Source organism: Aeromonas mytilicola subsp. aquatica (assembly GCF_044336385.1).
Taxonomy (GTDB): Bacteria; Pseudomonadota; Gammaproteobacteria; order Enterobacterales; family Aeromonadaceae; genus Aeromonas; species Aeromonas rivipollensis.
On sequence record NZ_CP172298.1, the window covers coordinates 2,717,574 to 2,735,243 of the forward strand.

Below are 17,670 nucleotides of genomic sequence, written 5' to 3' on the forward strand. Positions count from 1 at the left end.
CCCAACCACTGCCCAGCCAAGGATTTTCATGAGCAAACCCCAATACCTGCAGATCAAGGATGCCCTCGCCAACCAGATCCTGGCGGGGGGCCTGGCCCCCAACGACAAGCTCCCTTCCGAGCGGCTGCTGGGGGAGCTTTACGGCACCACCCGGGTCACCATCCGCGAGGCGCTGGTGCAGCTGGAGGCCAACGGCCTCATCTATCGGGAGGATCGCCGGGGCTGGTTCGTCACCCCGCCGCGCTTTCGCCTCAACCCCAGGCGCACCTCCAACTTTCACCAGATAGTGCACGAACAAGGGGGCGAGCCGCGCACCGAGCTGCTGGAAAAAAGCCGCCAGGCGGTGCCACCCGCGTTGATGGCGCAGTTGCAGCTCAAGCCGTTCGACAGCCTGTTTCTGCTCAAGCGACTGCGCTATGCCAACGGGCGCGCCATCTGCTATTGCGAAAACCACTGCCTGCCCGAGCGGGTGCCCGGTCTGCTGGAGCTGGATCTTGCCGGCAGCCTGACCGAGATCTACCAGGCCCATTACGATCTTCACTACGCCCGCATGCAGGTGCGCTTCTTCCCCACAGCCCTGCCGGACGAAGTGGCCAAGGCGCTGGGGGCCACCGCCGGTCTGCCCGCCCTGCGCCTGGAGCGGCTCAACTTCGATCAGCACGGCCGGGTGCTCGACTTCGATCTGGAGTACTGGCGCCACGACAGCCTGGAGATAGAGGTGGATACCCAGGATTAGGAACAGACAAGTTAAGTACGGCAAATGGAGTGCGGCAAAACGTCACTGAGCCGTCACCGTACCGTCATAAAGTTCCCCTAGCCTCTGCTTCGACCAATCTGGTTTATACCAAGCCAACCAAAATGGAGAAAAGGATGAAACAGGGAACCCATTTGCTGGCCGCCGCCGTGCTGGCCGCCATGACAGCCCCGGCACTGGCCGCGACCGATCTCACCGTCTACACCGCCTTCGAGCCGGAGCAGCTCGGCGAGCTGAAGACGGCGTTTGAGCGCCAGCACCCGGATATCAACATCAAGTGGGTGCGTGACTCCACCGGGGTGGTCACCGCCAGGCTGCTGGCTGAAAAAGCGCAGCCCAAGGCCGACGTGGTGTGGGGACTGGCCGCCACCAGCCTGATGCAGCTCGATCAGCAGCAGATGCTGACCGGTTACGCCCCCAAGGGACTGGAGAAGCTCGACAGCCGTTTTCGTGACGGCAAAGCCGAGCCCCACTGGATTGGTCTGGACGCCTTCTTCAGCGCCATCTGCTTCAACAAGGTAGAGGCAGAGAAGCAAGGAATACCGGCGCCGACCAGCTGGGCCGATCTCACCAAGCCCATCTACAAGGGCAAGGTGATCATGCCCAACCCCAGCTCCTCCGGCACCGGCTACCTGAGCGTCGCGGGCTGGCTGCAGACCATGGGCGAGCAGCAGGGCTGGCAGTTCATGAACGGCCTGCACCAGAACATAGACCGCTACACCCACTCGGGCTCGGCCCCCTGCAAGCTGGCCGCCAGCGGCGAGACGGTGATCGGCATCTCCTTTGACTTCCCGGCCACCAGCCTCAAGGCCAAGGGGGCCCCCATAGAGGTGGTGTTCCCGAGCGAAGGCTCGGGCTGGGACATGGAAGCCGCCGCCATCATCAAGGGTACCCCCAAGCTGGATGCGGCCAAGCAGTTGCTCGACTTTGCCGCCACCGAGCAGGCCAACGCCCTCTACAACAAGTCGTTCGCCGTAGTCGCCATCCCTGGGGTCGCCCAACCGAGAGCGGGCTATCCGGCAGATATCAAGGGCCAGATGATCGACAACGACTTTGCCTGGGCAGCCCGCGAGCGCAACGCCATCCTGACCCAGTGGAGTGCCAGCTTCGACGGCAAGTCGGAAGCCAAGCAGTAATTCCAAACAGGAGCGGTTTGTGCCCCCCAGACAAACCGCTGCCAATCAACCCCTTGCCGAAGGCCAACAGGTGTTGGCCTTCGTTTTTTGGGTTTCGTCCCCCATGTTTGTTTCGCCCCCATTGGCGACGCCTCGCCCATCTGCACAGGGCCAAGCCACCTGCTGGCGACCCGTCGTCATCTGACTGTCATCAAGCTGTCATCCCCCGATCACCTGACCGTCACACTTCACCCGCAAACTGGTATATACCAAATCAGTAGCGAGTCGAACCATGACCCAGCCCTATCTGGACATTCAACATCTCAACAAGCAGTTCGGTACCTTCCAGGCGCTCAAGGGGATCTCTCTGAGCATCCATCCGGGGGAGTTCATCTGCTTTCTCGGCCCCTCCGGCTGCGGCAAGACCACCTTGCTCAGAGCCATCGCCGGTCTGGATCTGCCGGACAGCGGCCGGATCTGGCAAGGGGGACGGGAGATCTCCCTGCTGCCCCCCCAGGAGCGGGACTTTGGCATAGTGTTTCAGTCCTACGCCCTCTTCCCCAACCTGACGGTGGCCCAGAACATCGCCTTCGGCCTTGAGAATCAGGGGCTGGCGCGCGATGCCATCAAGGAGCGAGTCGATCACTGGCTGGCGCTGGTGGATCTCGATGCCCAGTCCCACAAGTACCCGAGCCAGATCTCCGGCGGCCAGCAGCAGCGGGTGGCGCTGGCCCGGGCGCTCGCCCTCTCCCCCGGTCTGCTGCTGCTGGACGAACCGCTCAGCGCCCTGGATGCCCTGGTGCGCACCCACCTTCGCAGCGAGATCCGCGCCCTGCAGCAGCGCCTCGGTATCACCACCATCATGGTGACCCACGATCAGGAAGAGGCGCTGATCATGGCCGATCGTATAGTAGTGATGGAAGGCGGCCGCATAGTGCAGGTGGGCACCCCGCAGGAGATCTACCACAGGCCTGCGAGCCGCTTCGTGGCAAGCTTCGTCGGCACCATGAACTTCCTCGACACCCTGGTGCTCGGCCCCACTCAGGTGCGCCTCAACGAACAGCCCTTGACGCTCGCCAACCAGGCCGCTGCCGGCAGCAAATTGCAGGTGGCGATCCGCCCCGAGGCGATCAGCCTGGGCGCCCCCCATGAGCCTTATCCTGGTCAGCATGGCGTAGAAGCGCAGATCGATCAGGTAGAGTTTCTCGGCGCCGCCCAGCGCCTTATCTGCACCGCCGACACCTATCTGGGCCCGCAGCAAATTCTGGTGGAGCGCCCGACCCAGGAGCTGCCCCACCACGAACAGGGTGGCTGGCGAAGCGGCATGCGCTGCTCCCTGCACTGGCCCGCCGGGGTCATGCAGCTGTTTGAAGGGGAACGCCCATGAGCCCTCATCTCTCCACTCCGGCACTGGCAACCCCAGCACAGGCAACATCAGAACAGGCAACCCAAGAGCCCCAGCCTCGCTACCCCTTGTGGCAGCGGCTCTGCTCCGGCTGGAGCCGGGATCAGCTGCTGCAACTCCTGCTGCTTCTGCTAGGTATTGCCCTGCTCACCGGCGGCCTGCTGCTGCCGCTGCTCACCATGCTGCAAAAGAGCCTGCAAGACGAAAACGGCCTCTGGGTGGGGCTCGCCAACTTCAGCGCCTACTTCGACTCCCCCCATCTGGGTCAAACCCTCGGCAACACCCTCTGGCTCGGGGTGCTCATCACCGCCCTGGTGGTGACCATCGCCTTTGGCTACGCTTATGCCCTCACCCGCACCTGCATGCCGGGCAAGAGCCTGTTTCGCCTCGTTGGCCTTATTCCGCTCTTGATGCCCTCCCTGCTGCCCGCCATCAGTCTGGTCTACTGGTTTGGCAATCAGGGGATCGCCAAGGGGCTGCTCGGCGGCGAGAGCATCTACGGCCCCATCGGCATCGTCATTGGTCTGGGCTTCTGGTGCTTCCCCCACGCCCTGATGATCCTCATCACGGCGCTGGGTCAGAGCGACGCCCGCCTCTATGAAGCGGCCCGGGTGCTGGGCAGCAGCGGTTGGCGCACCTTTGTCACCGTCACCCTGCCTACCGCCCGTTATGGCCTGCTCAGCGCCGCCATCGCCGTCTTCACCCTCACCATCTGCGACTTCGGGGTGGCCAAGGTGATTGGCGGCCAGTACAGCGTGCTGGCCACCGATATCTACCGGCAGGTGATTGGGATGCAGAACTTCTCCCTCGGCGCCGTTGCCAGCGTCACCCTGCTGCTGCCTGCGCTGCTGAGCTTTGCGCTGGAGCACAGGGTACGCAGCAAAATGCAGGAGCAAAGCAGCACCAAGGCGGTGCCCTATCAGCCCAAACCCCATCGGCTGCGGGATCTGTTGGCGCTCGGCTGGTGCACTCTCTGGGCCCTGCTGTTTCTGGCGCTGGTCGGGATGGCCGTTTATGGCTCCCTGGTGCAGTTCTGGCCCTATAACCTTGGGCTGACGCTCGCTCACTACGCCTTTGACAGCAACAGCGTCTATGGCTGGCAGCCCTTTACCAACACCCTGCAACTTGGCCTCTATACCGCCTTGGTGGGCACAGTGCTGGTCATGGTGCTGGCCTGGGCACAGGAGAAGGGGCGCCACTTCGCGCCCCTGCGCCAGCTGCTGCATCTGCTCGCCATGCTGTCGCTGGCGGTGCCCGGCATGGTGCTGGGGCTGGGTTACATCTTCTTCTTCAACGGCAATCCGCTGTTTGGCAGCCTCCATGGCACCCTGCCGCTCATGGTGCTCTCCTGCGTCATCCACTACTACACAGTGGGCCATATGACGGCGCTGACTAGCCTGAAACAGTTGCCCAGGGAGCTGGAGCTGGTGGCTATTTCCCTGCGCATTCCGCTCTGGAAGGCGTTCTGGCGCGTCACCCTGCCCGCCTCCCTGCCGGCGCTCTTGGAGATCTTCATCTATCTGTTCGTCAACGCCATGACCACCACCTCGGCGGTGATCTTCCTCTACTCGAGCGACAGCGTGCTCGCCTCCATCGCCGTGCTGAACATGGAGGATTCCGGCGATACCGCCGCGGCCGCCGCCATGGCCACCCTGATCCTGCTGGCCGCCGCCACCGTCAAGCTGCTCCAGCTCTTTTTGAGCCGCGCCCTGCTGGATCGCACCCAGCGCTGGCGCCATCAATAACCTCATCGAGGAGTCATCATGTCCACTCTCCCCTTTTGGCTGGCCGAAGCGCTCGCCGCCGAACAACCCGAGCCACCCACGCCCCTTGTCGGCAACCACGAGGTGGATGTCTGCATCGTCGGCGGCGGTTTTACCGGGCTCTGGAGCGCCATCACCCTTAAACAGGCCGAGCCTCACTTGCGTATCCTGGTGCTGGAAAAAGACCTGTGTGGCAGCGGCGCCTCCGGGCGCAACGGCGGCTGCCTGCTCACCTGGTCGGCCAAGTATTTGACGTTAAAGCGCCTCTTTGGGGAGCAGCAGGCCGCCTGGCTGGTGCGAAGCTCCGAGCAGGCGGTGCACGAGATCGCCCGCTTCTGCGCGGCGCACCAGATAGAGGCGGAACTGAGGGTCGAGGGCACCTGCTACACAGCCACCAGCGAGGCCCAGCGCGGCCTGATGGAGCCGGTATTGCAGGCACTAAAGCGAGCCGGTCTTAACCAGTGGCAGACGATTGAGGAGGATAAACTGGCGAGCCTGAGCGGCTCCCACGTTCATCTGGAGGGGCTCTACAGCCCCCACGCGGGTTCGGTGCAACCGGCGCTGCTGGTGCGCGGCCTGCTGCGGGTGGCACGGGAACTGGGCATTGAGGTTTATGAAAACTCTCCCATGCAGCGCCTGGAGGCGGGCCAGCCTGCACGGGTGCAAACGCCAGAGGCCATCGTGCGCGCCCGCAAGGTGGTGCTGGCCCTCAACAGCGCCATGACGGCGCACTTTCGCGAGTTTCGCCGCAGCATAGTGCTGGTCTCCTCGGATATGGTGATAACCGACCCGGCGCCACAGGCACTGGCCGCCCAGCAACTCGCGCACGGTCGCTCCGTGGTGGATGGCCGCACCTTTGTGCACTACTACAGATCCACCCCGCAAGGGCGGCTGATGCTGGGCAAGGGGGGCAACACCTTCGCCTTTGCCAACCGCCATCTGGCTGAGTTCGATGCGCCAAGCCGTTATCTTGCCCCTCTCACCCGCACCCTGCGCCGCTTCTTTCCGGCACTTGAAGATGTGCCCATCGCCGCCAGTTGGTGCGGCGCCTCCGATCGCTCGGTGGATGGTCTCCCCTTCTTCGGCCACTGGCGCGAGCAGCCCAACGTCGTCTATGGCCTCGGCTATTCGGGCAACGGAGTGGCCCAGAGCTGGATGGGCGGTCAAATCCTGGCGGCCCTGGTGAGAGATGATGTGCGGGAAGCGGATAAACCGTGGCGCGAATGCGCCCTGGTGAGCGGCCCGCGCGGCTATTTCCCGCCCGAGCCGTTGCGCTGGCTGGGGGCCATGGTGGTACGCAACGCCATCAGGCGCAAGGAGCGAGCGGAAGATGAAAACCGCCCGGTGGCCTGGTATGACAAGCAGCTGGCCCGGCTGGCGGATGCGGCGGGCAAGGCGGACAAATAGGGGCCGCCTGGCACGCCAACATGCAGAAGGGGCAGGAGAGTATGACTCCCCTGCCCCTTCGGTTACCCGCACGGCACGTTCTGACCGCCGGGTTTCACTGGCTCAGATTAAACTCGCCAGTATTTAGCTCGCCCAGGTAATGATGTGATCTATCCAGTCGCCGGCGTGGGCCTCGTGCACCACCTTGCCGCGCACCGATTGGCCGGCCTGGTGCATGGCGCTGCGGCTGCCGGTGATAAGCGGATGCCACTCAGGCAGGCTCTGCCCCTCCGCCAGCAGGCGGTAGGCGCAGCTCGACGGCAGCCAGTTGAACTCGGCAATCTTGTCGAAGGTGATCTGCAGGCAGTCTGGCTCTTTCTTGAAGCGGTTGCCGTAGTCGGAGCACTGGCAGGTCTTGGTATTGAGCAGGTTGCAGGCCACATTGGTGAACACCAGCTCCTCGGTGTCCTCGTCGATCAGCTTGTTCAGGCAGCACTTGCCGCAGCCGTCGCACAGGGACTCCCACTCCGTCATGGTCATCTGTTGCAGGCTCTTCGCCACCCAGAAGGGGGGGTTCTGCACTTCGTTTAACTGCGGCACTTTTTGCTGCATGGCAATGGGCTCACTCAATACACTGACAAGCGCGTGGTTATACGCCTTATGGCCCGATTTTTCAAGATAAACGGTGAAATACCAAAGAAATTGAAAGGTCGGAAACAACGAATAAACATTGGGCTTCGCTGCGCTCTGCACCAACCTACCACATCCGCAAGTTGCGGCTGAGCCCACGAAGCCCAACATACGAGATTATTGTTATGGGGAGTTGTTACTTGTTGTATTTATTAAAATCTATTAAAAGGGTTGCTCTGGGAATGTGGCAAGGACAATATTGGCATAAATAGATGCTATAGCTGCTTGTAATACGCTGCACGCAATTTTAAAGACTTGTTAGCGCACTGGTGCTTAAAGCACGGAGAGGCGTTTTTTTGCTTGTGATAAATGGAGGGAATTGGAGTGCTTGTTTATTATATTGTGTTGTGTTGTGTTGTGTTGTGTTGTGTTGTGTTGTGTTGTCTTGTGTTGAGTTACTGCAATAAATTAAAATACAGAACAAGTCATACCAATAAGCATTACTCAGTTAAGCTTTATTTGTGAGCTGAGGATGCGCATTACAAAAATCATGTGAATCCACAGACCATCTGATGTGTGCTACAATACGGTTCACTTTTATACAAGGAGGCGTAGCATCGTGAACATTGTTTTTAATGTAGGTGGGAAGAAAGTCCCGCTAAAATCGTTAAAGTACATAAGCAAAGAAAATCAACTAGAAGTAATGCGTGAATGGTTCTACGAAAACTACGAGGACCCTGCTAATTCTTGCCCTTATGAAAGCCGCGAGGGCGGGTATGCATACATTTATGGTGGTCCGTATGATGCGAACCAAGAACTACAAGATATGTTCGATCCATACGTCAAATTTGACTACATCGAAGAGCTAGTAAGCGAACTGCAACAGCAATGTTATGACTGGTCTGGCAACTCCAATAACATCGATGACTGGTACGATGAAGACTTGTATGATGCAGTAACGTCTTCTGAAAGACCTTTTGTTAAGTTCGTTGCAAATATCGATAGCATAAAAGCACTTGCAAAAGATAAAAGTGCACAGCAGCAAAAAGATCACCTGCTTAGCCTTTTATATACAAATGTCATCACAGCATTAGAAACTCTCTACGTAGAGTTATTCATTAACTCTATAGAGAAAGATGATGCCTATATTGCTGAATGTATAGAAAAGGGTAAAACGGAGTTCAAAGTAAGCAAAGAAATTGCTGCCTTGCCATTCAAAGGTGAGTCTATTGAAAAGATAAGAAAAGAACTTATCAAAGCAATCAAAGAGCATTTGATTAGCGCAAGCTGGCATAGTACTAATTTAGTTGTAAAACGCTATAAGCTAACGTTCGACATTGACGTACAAAAAGAATGGCCTATAGATGCTATTGAAATTGCAACACAGAAGCGAAATCACTTAGTACATCGCGGAGGCAGGGATAAAGAAGGTAACCTTGTAGTAGTTACTGAGCAGGATTTAGAACAGTTGCTGGACCATGCACTGTCGCTCGGTGAAAAGCTAAACGAAAGCCTAGAAAGTGCAGTACAAAAAAAGAAATCGCAGGACTAGATGCCTTGATTAAGAGGGGGCAATGCCCCCTCATGTATTAACGGTATAAGAGCTAAACTTGCTCTTCACTTAGCCCAGTGAGGTCCTTCCCATTCTCGCTAACGATAATGACAGTACCAAAAGCAACTAGGGTTTTTTGGTGTTCATAAAAACCATAAATAATGCCGCCCATCGGGCGGCATTATTATTAGAGATAACAGTCTGAAAGGAATTACCAGCCGGTTACTTCACGCAGGGCTTTGCCGATATCGGCCAGGGAGCGCACGGTTTTTACACCGGCATCTTCCAAGGCGGCAAATTTCTCTGCTGCCGTGCCCTTGCCACCGGCGATGATGGCGCCCGCATGACCCATGCGCTTGCCAGCCGGGGCGGTGACACCCGCTATGTAGGAGACCACCGGCTTGGTGACATTGGCCTTGATATAGGCCGCGGCTTCTTCCTCGGCGCTGCCGCCGATTTCGCCGATCATGACGATGGCTTCGGTCTTGGGATCGTTCTGGAACATCTCCAGGATGTCGATGAAGTTGGAGCCCGGGATGGGGTCGCCACCGATACCGACGCAGGTGGACTGGCCGAAGCCCTCGTCCGTGGTCTGCTTGACCGCTTCGTAGGTCAGGGTGCCGGAGCGGGAGACGATGCCCACCTTGCCCGGCTTGTGGATGTGACCCGGCATGATGCCGATCTTGCACTCACCCGGAGTGATGACGCCCGGGCAGTTGGGCCCAATCATGCGCACGCCGGTTTCCTGCAGCTTCACCTTGACCTGCAGCATGTCCAGGGTCGGGATGCCTTCGGTGATGGTGACGATGAGCTTGATGCCCGCATCGATGGCTTCCAGGATGGCGTCCTTGCAGAACGGGGCCGGAACATAGATGACGGAGGCGGTGGCGCCGGTGGCTTCCACGGCGTCACGGACTGTGTTGAACACCGGCAGGCCCAGGTGGGTGGTGCCACCCTTGCCCGGGGAGACGCCGCCGACCATCTGGGTACCGTAGGCAATCGCCTGTTCGGAGTGGAAGGTACCCTGACCGCCGGTGAAGCCCTGGCAGATCACCTTGGTGTCTTTGTTGATCAGAACGCTCATTATTTGGCCTCCGCTGCTTTAACCACTTGCTGAGCTGCGTCAGTCAGACTCGTTGCGGCGATGATATTGAGGCCGCTGTCGGCCAGTTTACGGGCACCCAGTTCGGCATTGTTGCCTTCCAGACGCACTACCACGGGCACCTTGACCCCCACTTCCTTGACCGCGCCGATAATGCCTTCCGCGATCATGTCGCAGCGCACTATGCCGCCGAAGATGTTGACCAGCACGGCTTGTACCTTGCTGTCAGACAGGATGATCTTGAAGGCCTCGGTCACGCGCTCCTTGGTGGCGCCGCCGCCGACGTCCAGGAAGTTGGCCGGGGAACCGCCGTGCAGGTTGACGATGTCCATGGTGCCCATGGCCAGACCGGCGCCGTTGACCATGCAGCCGATGTTGCCATCCAGCGCCACATAGTTCAGCTCCCACTGGGCGGCGTGCGCTTCGCGGGGGTCATCCTGGGAGGGATCGTGCATCTGGCGCAGCTTGGGCTGACGGTACAGAGCGTTGGCATCGATGTTGATCTTGCCGTCGAGGCAATGCAGGTTGCCCTTGTCGGTGATGACCAGAGGGTTGATCTCCAGCAGGGCGAAGTCGCAGTCCAGGAACATCTGGCCCAGACCCATGAAGATCTTGGTGAACTGCTTGATCTGATCGCCGACCAGACCCAGCTTGAAGGCCAGCTCGCGGGCCTGATAAGCCTGCGGGCCCACCAGGGGATCGATGGCAGCCTTATGAATGAGTTCCGGGGTTTCGTGGGCGATCTTCTCGATGTCCACGCCACCCTCGGTGGAGGCCATGAAGACCACGCGGCGGCTGCCACGGTCAACCACGGCGCCGAGGTAAAGCTCCTTGGCGATGTCGGTGCAGGACTCTACCAGGATCTTGGTGACCGGCTGACCATTGGCGTCAGTCTGATAGGTCACCAGGTTCTTGCCGAGCCAGTTCTGGGCGAAGGCACGGATCTCGTCCTTGCTCTTGGCCAGCTTGACGCCGCCCGCCTTGCCACGCCCACCGGCGTGGACCTGGCACTTGACGACCCAGGTATTGCCGCCAATCTTGTCGGCCGCTTCGGCCGCTTCCTGCGGGGTAGCACAGGCATAACCTTCGGAGACCGGCAGGCCATACTCGGCAAACAGCTGTTTTGCCTGATATTCATGCAGATTCATAGATGCTCTATCCGTGTTGTAGGTATTTCCGTCCGGGGCTCGTGTTTCTCAATCCCCTGTGAATGGGGGCCTGGGCGGCCCCTCGTTATCTTTCAGTCACTCCTGCTCAGACATCCAGCAGCAGACGGGTCGGGTCTTCCAGCAGCTCCTTGATGGAGACCAGGAAGCCCACGGACTCGCGGCCGTCGATGATGCGGTGATCGTAGGAGAGCGCCAGGTACATCATCGGCAGGATCTCGACCTTGCCGTCGACGGCCATGGGTCTGTCCTGGATCTTGTGCATCCCTAAGATGGCGCTCTGGGGCGGGTTGATGATGGGGGTGGACATCAGGGAGCCGAACACGCCGCCGTTGGTGATGGTGAAGTTGCCGCCGGTCAGTTCATCCACGGTCAGCTTGCCGTTACGGCCCTTGCCCGCCAGATCCTTGATGGCCTTCTCGATGTCGGCGAGGCTCATGTTGTCGCAGTCACGCAGCACAGGGGTCACCAGACCACGGGGGGTGGAGACGGCGATGCTGACGTCGAAGTAGTTGTGGTACACCACATCATCACCATCCAGCGCCGCGTTCACTTCCGGATAGCGCTTGAGGGATTCGACCACGGCCTTGACGTAGAAGGACATGAAGCCGAGCTTGATGCCGTGCTTCTTCTCGAAGATCTCGCCGTACTGCTTGCGCAGCTTCATGATGGGCGCCATGTTGATCTCGTTGAAGGTGGTCAGCATGGCGGTGGTGTTCTTGGCCTCCAGCAGACGCTCGGCGATGCGCTTGCGCAGACGGGTCATGGGCACGCGCTTCTCGGTACGACCGGCCAGCGGGGCTATGGGCGCAACCGATGCGGCTGCCACGGCGGCGACGGGGGCTGCCGGCTTGCCCAGGTTCTTGATGAAGGCATCCACGTCTTCCTTGGTGACGCGACCGCCCTTGCCGGTGCCGGACAGCTTGGCCACGTCGATGTCGTGCTCGGCCACCAGGCGGCGCACTGAGGGGCTCAGGCCGTCGGCAGCGTCATCGGCTGCCACTTCCACCGGCTTCTCCTTGGTCTCTTCACCGGCCACAGGGGCCGCCTTGAGGATGGCGATCAGCTGGCGGGAGAGCACGGTCGCGCCTTCCAGTTGCAGGATGTCGCCCAGTACGCCGGCTTCGGGCGCGGGGACTTCCAGCACGACTTTATCGGTTTCGATGTCAACCAGCACTTCGTCACGGGCAACCAGATCACCCGGTTTCTTGTGCCAGGTGGCGATGGTGGCGTCCGCCACTGATTCCGGCAGGTCCGGTACCTTGATCTCGATAGTCATGTAATCAGTTCCTTGTTACTTCTTGGCCAGCAGGCTTGTTCCAGAGACGGAGAGGGTCGGCTTCACAGTGCCCCCTCCCCTTCACAACTCGTTTATTCCAGGGTCAGCGCGTCTTCCACCAGGGCTTTCTGCTGCTTGGCGTGGACAGACATGTAACCGACGGCCGGTGAGGCCGAGGCCGGGCGACCGGCGTAACGCAGACGGGCATTGCTTGGCAGCACGCTGTCATAGTGATGACGGGTGCTGTACCAGGCGCCCTGGTTCTGCGGCTCTTCCTGACACCAGACGAAATCGGTGACGTGGGCATAATCGGCCAGGATGGCGCGCACTTCCTCTTCAGGGAAGGGGTAGAGCTGTTCGATCCGTACCAGAGCCACATCCTGCTGCTCCGCCTTGCGACGGGCATCGAGCAGGTCGTAGTAGACCTTGCCGGAGCAGAAGACCACCCGCTTGACGGCTTTCGGATCCAGGGCATCGATCTCGCCGATGGCGTTCTGGAAGGTGCCAGTCGCCAGCTCGTCAAGCTTGCTCACCGCCAGCGGGTGGCGCAGCAAGGACTTGGGCGTCATCACGATGAGCGGACGGCGCATCGGGCGCACCACCTGGCGGCGCAGCATGTGGAACACCTGGGCCGGGGTGGAGGGCACGCACACCTGCATGTTGTGCTGGGCGCACATCTGCAGATAGCGCTCCAGACGGGCGGAGGAGTGCTCAGGGCCCTGGCCCTCGTAACCGTGGGGCAGCAGCATGGTCAGACCGCACATCCGGCCCCACTTCTGCTCGCCGGAGGAGAGGAACTGATCCACCACCACCTGGGCGCAGTTGGCGAAGTCGCCGAACTGGGCTTCCCAGATGGTCAGACCGGCCGGCTCGGCACTGGCGTAGCCATATTCGAAGGCCAGTACCGCGTTTTCGGTCAGCACAGAGTCGTAGATCTCGAACGGACCCTGCTCGTCGTGCAGGTTGCACAGCGGGGTGTAGGTGCTCGCATCGGTCTGGTTGTGCAGCACGGCGTGGCGATGGAAGAAGGTGCCACGACCGGAGTCTTCCCCGGTGAAGCGGATGCGCGCGCCCTTGTCCACCAGGGTGGCGTAGGCCAGGGTCTCGGCAAAGCCCCAGTCCACCAGCTTCTCGCCGGCGGCCATCAGGCGGCGGTCTTCGTAAATTTTCTCGACCTGGCGTTGCAGCACATGGGTCGCCGGGTACTGGCTGATGCGCTCGCCGAGGGACTTGAGGTGATCCATGGGCACAGTGCTGTCGTAGCTCATGGCCCAGTCGTGACCGAGGTACGGGGTCCAGTCCACGGAGTGCAGCTCCATGGGACGCCACTCCTTGCTCACCCGCTCGCCCCGATCCAGGGTATCGCGATAGTCGTTGACTAGCGTGGTGGCCAGCTCCGGGGTGATGGTGCCTTCGCCAATCAGCTGATCGGCGTAGATCTTGCGCGGCGTCGGGTGCTGCTTGATCTTCTGGTACATCAAGGGCTGGGTCGCGCTCGGCTCATCGGCCTCGTTGTGGCCGTGACGACGGTAGCAGACCAGCTCGATCACCACGTCGCGCTTGAAGGTGTTGCGGTAATCCAGCGCAATCTGGGTCACCAGCACCACGGCTTCCGGGTCATCCCCGTTGACGTGCAGCACAGGGGCCTGCACCGCCTTGGCGATGTCGGTACAGTATTCGGTGGAGCGCAGGTCACGTTGATAGGAGGTGGTGAAACCGACCTGGTTGTTGATGACGATGCGCACAGTGCCGCCGACGCCGTAGGCACGGGTCAGGGACATGTTGAAGGTCTCGGCCACCACACCCTGCCCCGCAATGGCGGAGTCACCGTGGATGGTGATGGGCAAGACGCTGGAGCCGTCCTTGTCACCGCGTCTGTCCATGCGGGCACGGACCGAGCCGATGACCACGGGGTTGACGATCTCGAGGTGGGACGGGTTGAAGGCCAGCGCCAGGTGGACGTTGCCGCCCGGAGTGGCGAAGTCGGAGGAGAAGCCCATGTGGTACTTCACATCCCCTGTGCCCCAGGATTCGCCGTGCTTGCCGGCGAACTCGTCGAACAGCTCTTGCGCGCGCTTGCCCAGCACGTTGATCAGCACGTTCAGGCGACCCCGGTGGGCCATGCCGATGACGGCCTCTTTGCAGCCCTGCTCACCGGCGCGGCGGATAAGCTCCTTGAGCATGGGCACCATGGCATCGCCCCCTTCCAGGGAGAAACGCTTGGCCCCCGGGAACTTGGCACCCAGGTATTTTTCCAGCCCTTCGGCGGCGGTCAGGCTCTCGAGGAAGCGGGTCTTCTCTTCGAGGGTATAGGTCCCCTTCCCTTCGATGGATTCAAGACGGTCTTGCAGCCAGCGCTTCTCCTCGGTGGAGGTGATGTGCATGTAGTCTGCACCTATGCTGCTGCAGTAGGTTTTCTTCAGCGAGGCGTAGAGATCGGAGAGCACCATGGTCTCGCGACCTATGGCGTAGGAGCCCACATTGAAGGTGGCCTCCATGTCTGCGCCCTGCAGGTTGTGAAATGCCGGGTCGAGCTCGGCAACGGTTTCACGGGTCCAGAGGCCGAGGGGATCCAGATTGGCATTCTGGTGACCGCGGAAGCGGAAGGCGTTGATCAGCTGCAGTACGCGCACCTGCTTGGCATCCACCTGGGGATCGGAGACAGGGGCGCTGTAACGGGAGGGATCCTTGGCCAGGCGGCGGAAATAGTCGCGAACCTGGGAGTGGGGTTGTTCAACTGCATGGCCATTGACCTGGGGCAGCTCGCTAAACAGGCTGCGCCACTCATCGGCCACGGAGTCGGGGTTTTCCAGGAAGGATTCGTACAAATCCTCAATGTAGCTTGCATTCGCACCAGCCAGGTGAGATGACTCCAACCAGGCCTTCATCACGCCGTTATGCATTTCTATCCCTTGTACATCTTGTTCACTGCAGCGCAGCTTGTTGGGTCATAGCCATCCCGGGGCGGGATGGCTATCCAGAGGTCGGGCCCGGCGCAAGGCGCCCTGGCCCTGGTATCAAACAGCCCGGTTGAGCAACATCGACTTGATCTGACCGATGGCCTTGGTCGGGTTCAAGCCCTTGGGACAGACGTTCACGCAGTTCATGATGCCGTGGCAGCGGAACACGCTAAAGGCGTCATCCAGGTTGCCCAGTCGTTCAGTGGCGGCGGTGTCGCGGCTGTCCGCCAGCCAGCGGTAGGCGGCGAGCAGCCCGGCCGGGCCTATGAACTTGTCCGGGTTCCACCAGAAGGAGGGGCAAGAGGTGGAGCAGCAGGCACAGAGAATACACTCGTACAGGCCATCCAGCTTGGCGCGCTCTTCGGGGGATTGCAGGTGCTCACGCACGGGCGGCAGTTTTTCATCGTTGATGAGGAAGGGCTTGACCTTCTCCCACTGGGTGTAGAACTGGGTCATGTCGATCACCAGATCGCGGATCACTGGCAGACCAGGCAGGGGCCGGATGACGACCTTGTTGCCCTTCTTCAGCAGATCGGAGAGCGGGGTGATGCAGGCAAGACCGTTCTTGCCATTCATGTTGAGACCGTCTGATCCACAGACCCCTTCGCGGCACGAGCGGCGGAAGGAGAGGGTGGGATCCAGCTCTTTCAACTGGATCAGTGCGTCGAGCACCATCATGTCGGAACCTTCAGGAATATCAAGACGATATTCCTTCATATGCGGGACGTTATCAACGTCCGGGTTATAGCGATATACCGAGAATGTGACGTTCATTGTGCTTGGCTCCGCAATCAGTAAGTCCGGACCTTGGGCGGGAACGCCTCACGGGTCTTGGGTGACATGTTGACCGCGCGACGGGTCATGGACTCGGTGTCCGGATGATAGAGGCTGTGGCACAACCAGCTCTCGTCGTCACGCTCCGGGAAGTCGAAGCGGCTATGGGCGCCCCGGCTCTCGGTACGGAAGTTGGCGGCAACTGCGGTGGCAAACGCCGTCTCCATCAGGTTGTCCAGCTCCAGGCACTCGATGCGCTGGGTGTTGAACTCCTTGGAGGTGTCGTCCAGACGGGCATTCTTGAGGCGCTCGCGGATGAGTTTCAGCTCGGCCAGCCCTTCTGCCATGGCGTCCCCTTCACGGAACACGGAGAAATTGTTCTGCATGCAGCGTTGCAGGTCACGGCGGATCTCGGCGGGATCCTCGCCATCGCGGTTGTTCTCCCAGCGATTGAAGCGGGCCAGCGCCGCGGCGATATCGGCTTCGGACGCATCGCGGCCATGATCCATCTCGCCCAGGGTCTCCACCAGGTGCATGCCGGCGGCACGACCGAACACCACCAGATCCAGCAGGGAGTTGCCGCCGAGGCGGTTGGCACCGTGCACGGAAACGCAGGCTATCTCCCCCACCGCGAACAGGCCGACCACGGGGACGTCGTTGCCGTCTTTATCCTGGGTCAGGCACTGGCCGTTCACGCTGGTCGGCACGCCGCCCATCATGTAGTGGCAGGTCGGGATGATGGGAATGGGTTCCTTGACCGGATCCACGTGGGCGAAGGTGCGAGAGAGTTCGCAGATGCCCGGCAGACGGGATTCCAATACCTCTTTGCCGAGGTGATCCAGCTTGAGCTTGATGTGCGGGCCCCAGGGACCGTCACAGCCACGGCCTTCGCGGATCTCGATCATGATGGAGCGAGCCACCACGTCGCGACCGGCCAGGTCCTTGGCGTTGGGCGCATAGCGCTCCATGAAGCGCTCGCCATCTTTGTTGAGCAGATAGCCGCCTTCACCACGGCAACCCTCGGTCACCAGTACCCCTGCCCCGGCGATGCCGGTGGGGTGGAACTGCCAGAACTCCATGTCCTGCACGCCGACCCCGGCACGCAGTGCCATGCCGACGCCGTCACCCGTGTTGATGTGGGCGTTGGTGGTGGACTGGTAGATGCGACCGGCGCCGCCGGTGGCGAGCACCGTGGCCTTGGCCTTGAAGTAGACGACTTCGCCGCTCTCCATGTCGATAGCGGTACAGCCGACGATGTGGCCGTCCTGATTCTTCACCAGATCCAGGGCATACCACTCGGAGAAGACGGTGGTCTTGTTCTTGACGTTCTGCTGATACAGGGTATGCAGCAGGGCGTGACCTGTCCGGTCGGCAGCGGCCGCGGTACGGGCCGCTTGCTCGCCGCCAAAATTCTTGGACTGACCGCCGAAGGGGCGCTGATAGACAGAGCCGTTGTCGAAGCGGGAGAAGGGCAAGCCCATGTTCTCCAGCTCATAGATGGCCTCGGGGCCCGTCTTGCACATGTATTCAATCGCTTCCTGGTCACCGATGTAATCGGAGCCCTTGACGGTGTCATACATGTGCCACTGCCAGTTGTCGTCATGGGCATTGCCCAGGGCGACCGTGATCCCGCCCTGGGCGGAAACCGTGTGGGAACGAGTCGGGAAAACCTTGGAAAGCAGTGCGCAGCTCTTGCCGGACTGGGCAATCTGCAGCGCGGCGCGCATGCCGGCACCACCGGCACCGATCACGACCGCATCAAATTCACGAGTTGGAATAGTCAC

Annotated in this window: 13 protein-coding genes; 6 read left to right on the forward strand and 7 right to left on the reverse strand. The window is 60.5% G+C overall.

Translation table 11 applies throughout. From position 1 onward, the window contains the following. Nucleotides 1-28 precede the first annotated feature (28 nt). The 5 genes from phnR (at nt 29) to ACFWHB_RS12485 (ending at nt 6,444) form a co-directional block, all read left to right on the forward strand. Nucleotides 29-736, forward strand: a complete 708-nt coding sequence (gene phnR / locus ACFWHB_RS12465) for a phosphonate utilization transcriptional regulator PhnR (RefSeq protein WP_395948535.1) — start codon at nt 29-31, stop codon at nt 734-736. Nucleotides 737-870: 134 nt separating this feature from the next. After that, nucleotides 871-1,890, forward strand: a complete 1,020-nt coding sequence (locus tag ACFWHB_RS12470; RefSeq protein ID WP_106886988.1) for a putative 2-aminoethylphosphonate ABC transporter substrate-binding protein — start codon at nt 871-873, stop codon at nt 1,888-1,890. 271 nt (nt 1,891-2,161) lie between these two features. After that, nucleotides 2,162-3,256: a putative 2-aminoethylphosphonate ABC transporter ATP-binding protein gene (locus ACFWHB_RS12475; RefSeq protein WP_395948536.1), complete on the forward strand. Its 1,095-nt coding sequence runs from the start codon at nt 2,162-2,164 to the stop codon at nt 3,254-3,256. Then, nucleotides 3,253-5,019 (forward strand): putative 2-aminoethylphosphonate ABC transporter permease subunit, encoded by a 1,767-nt coding sequence (locus ACFWHB_RS12480; RefSeq protein ID WP_395948537.1) that lies wholly within the window; start codon nt 3,253-3,255, stop codon nt 5,017-5,019. Before ACFWHB_RS12475 ends, ACFWHB_RS12480 begins: the two co-directional genes overlap by 4 nt. 18 nt (nt 5,020-5,037) lie before the next feature. Beyond that, nucleotides 5,038-6,444 (forward strand): FAD-dependent oxidoreductase, encoded by a 1,407-nt coding sequence (locus ACFWHB_RS12485; protein ID WP_395948538.1) that lies wholly within the window; start codon nt 5,038-5,040, stop codon nt 6,442-6,444. A 123-nt stretch (nt 6,445-6,567) separates the two neighbouring features. Here ACFWHB_RS12485 and ACFWHB_RS12490 read toward each other — a convergent pair whose 3' ends face one another. Next, on the reverse strand, nt 6,568-7,035 hold the full coding sequence (locus tag ACFWHB_RS12490; RefSeq protein WP_395948539.1) for a YcgN family cysteine cluster protein: 468 nt from the start codon (nt 7,033-7,035) through the stop codon (nt 6,568-6,570). Nucleotides 7,036-7,672: 637 nt separating this feature from the next. Between ACFWHB_RS12490 and ACFWHB_RS12495 the strand changes: the two genes are divergently transcribed. Next, nucleotides 7,673-8,605 carry a HEPN-associated N-terminal domain-containing protein gene (locus ACFWHB_RS12495; protein WP_290028435.1) on the forward strand — a complete coding sequence of 311 codons (933 nt, stop codon included), beginning with the start codon at nt 7,673-7,675 and terminating at the stop codon, nt 8,603-8,605. Between the two features lie 211 nt (nt 8,606-8,816). Here ACFWHB_RS12495 and sucD read toward each other — a convergent pair whose 3' ends face one another. The 6 genes from sucD to sdhA form a co-directional block, all read right to left on the reverse strand. Beyond that, entirely contained in the window at nt 8,817-9,689 is an 873-nt protein-coding gene (sucD, locus tag ACFWHB_RS12500) for a succinate--CoA ligase subunit alpha (RefSeq protein ID WP_139435410.1), read from the reverse strand. Beyond that, entirely contained in the window at nt 9,689-10,855 is a 1,167-nt protein-coding gene (gene sucC, locus ACFWHB_RS12505) for an ADP-forming succinate--CoA ligase subunit beta (RefSeq protein WP_106886993.1), read from the reverse strand. The genes sucD and sucC overlap by 1 nt, the downstream gene beginning before the upstream one ends. Nucleotides 10,856-10,961: 106 nt before the next feature. Next, the gene (gene odhB / locus ACFWHB_RS12510; protein WP_395948540.1) at nt 10,962-12,152 is read right to left on the reverse strand and encodes a 2-oxoglutarate dehydrogenase complex dihydrolipoyllysine-residue succinyltransferase; all 1,191 of its coding nucleotides are present in this window, start codon (nt 12,150-12,152) and stop codon (nt 10,962-10,964) included. Between the two features lie 92 nt (nt 12,153-12,244). Next, a complete protein-coding gene (sucA, locus tag ACFWHB_RS12515) occupies nt 12,245-15,055 on the reverse strand; it encodes a 2-oxoglutarate dehydrogenase E1 component (RefSeq protein WP_139744392.1) in 2,811 nt (936 codons plus the stop codon). A 114-nt stretch (nt 15,056-15,169) separates the two neighbouring features. Continuing rightward, entirely contained in the window at nt 15,170-15,886 is a 717-nt protein-coding gene (locus tag ACFWHB_RS12520; RefSeq protein ID WP_025326736.1) for a succinate dehydrogenase iron-sulfur subunit, read from the reverse strand. A 17-nt stretch (nt 15,887-15,903) separates the two neighbouring features. Further along, complete coding sequence (gene sdhA, locus ACFWHB_RS12525) at nt 15,904-17,670, reverse strand: succinate dehydrogenase flavoprotein subunit (protein ID WP_395948541.1); 1,767 nt, start codon at nt 17,668-17,670, stop codon at nt 15,904-15,906.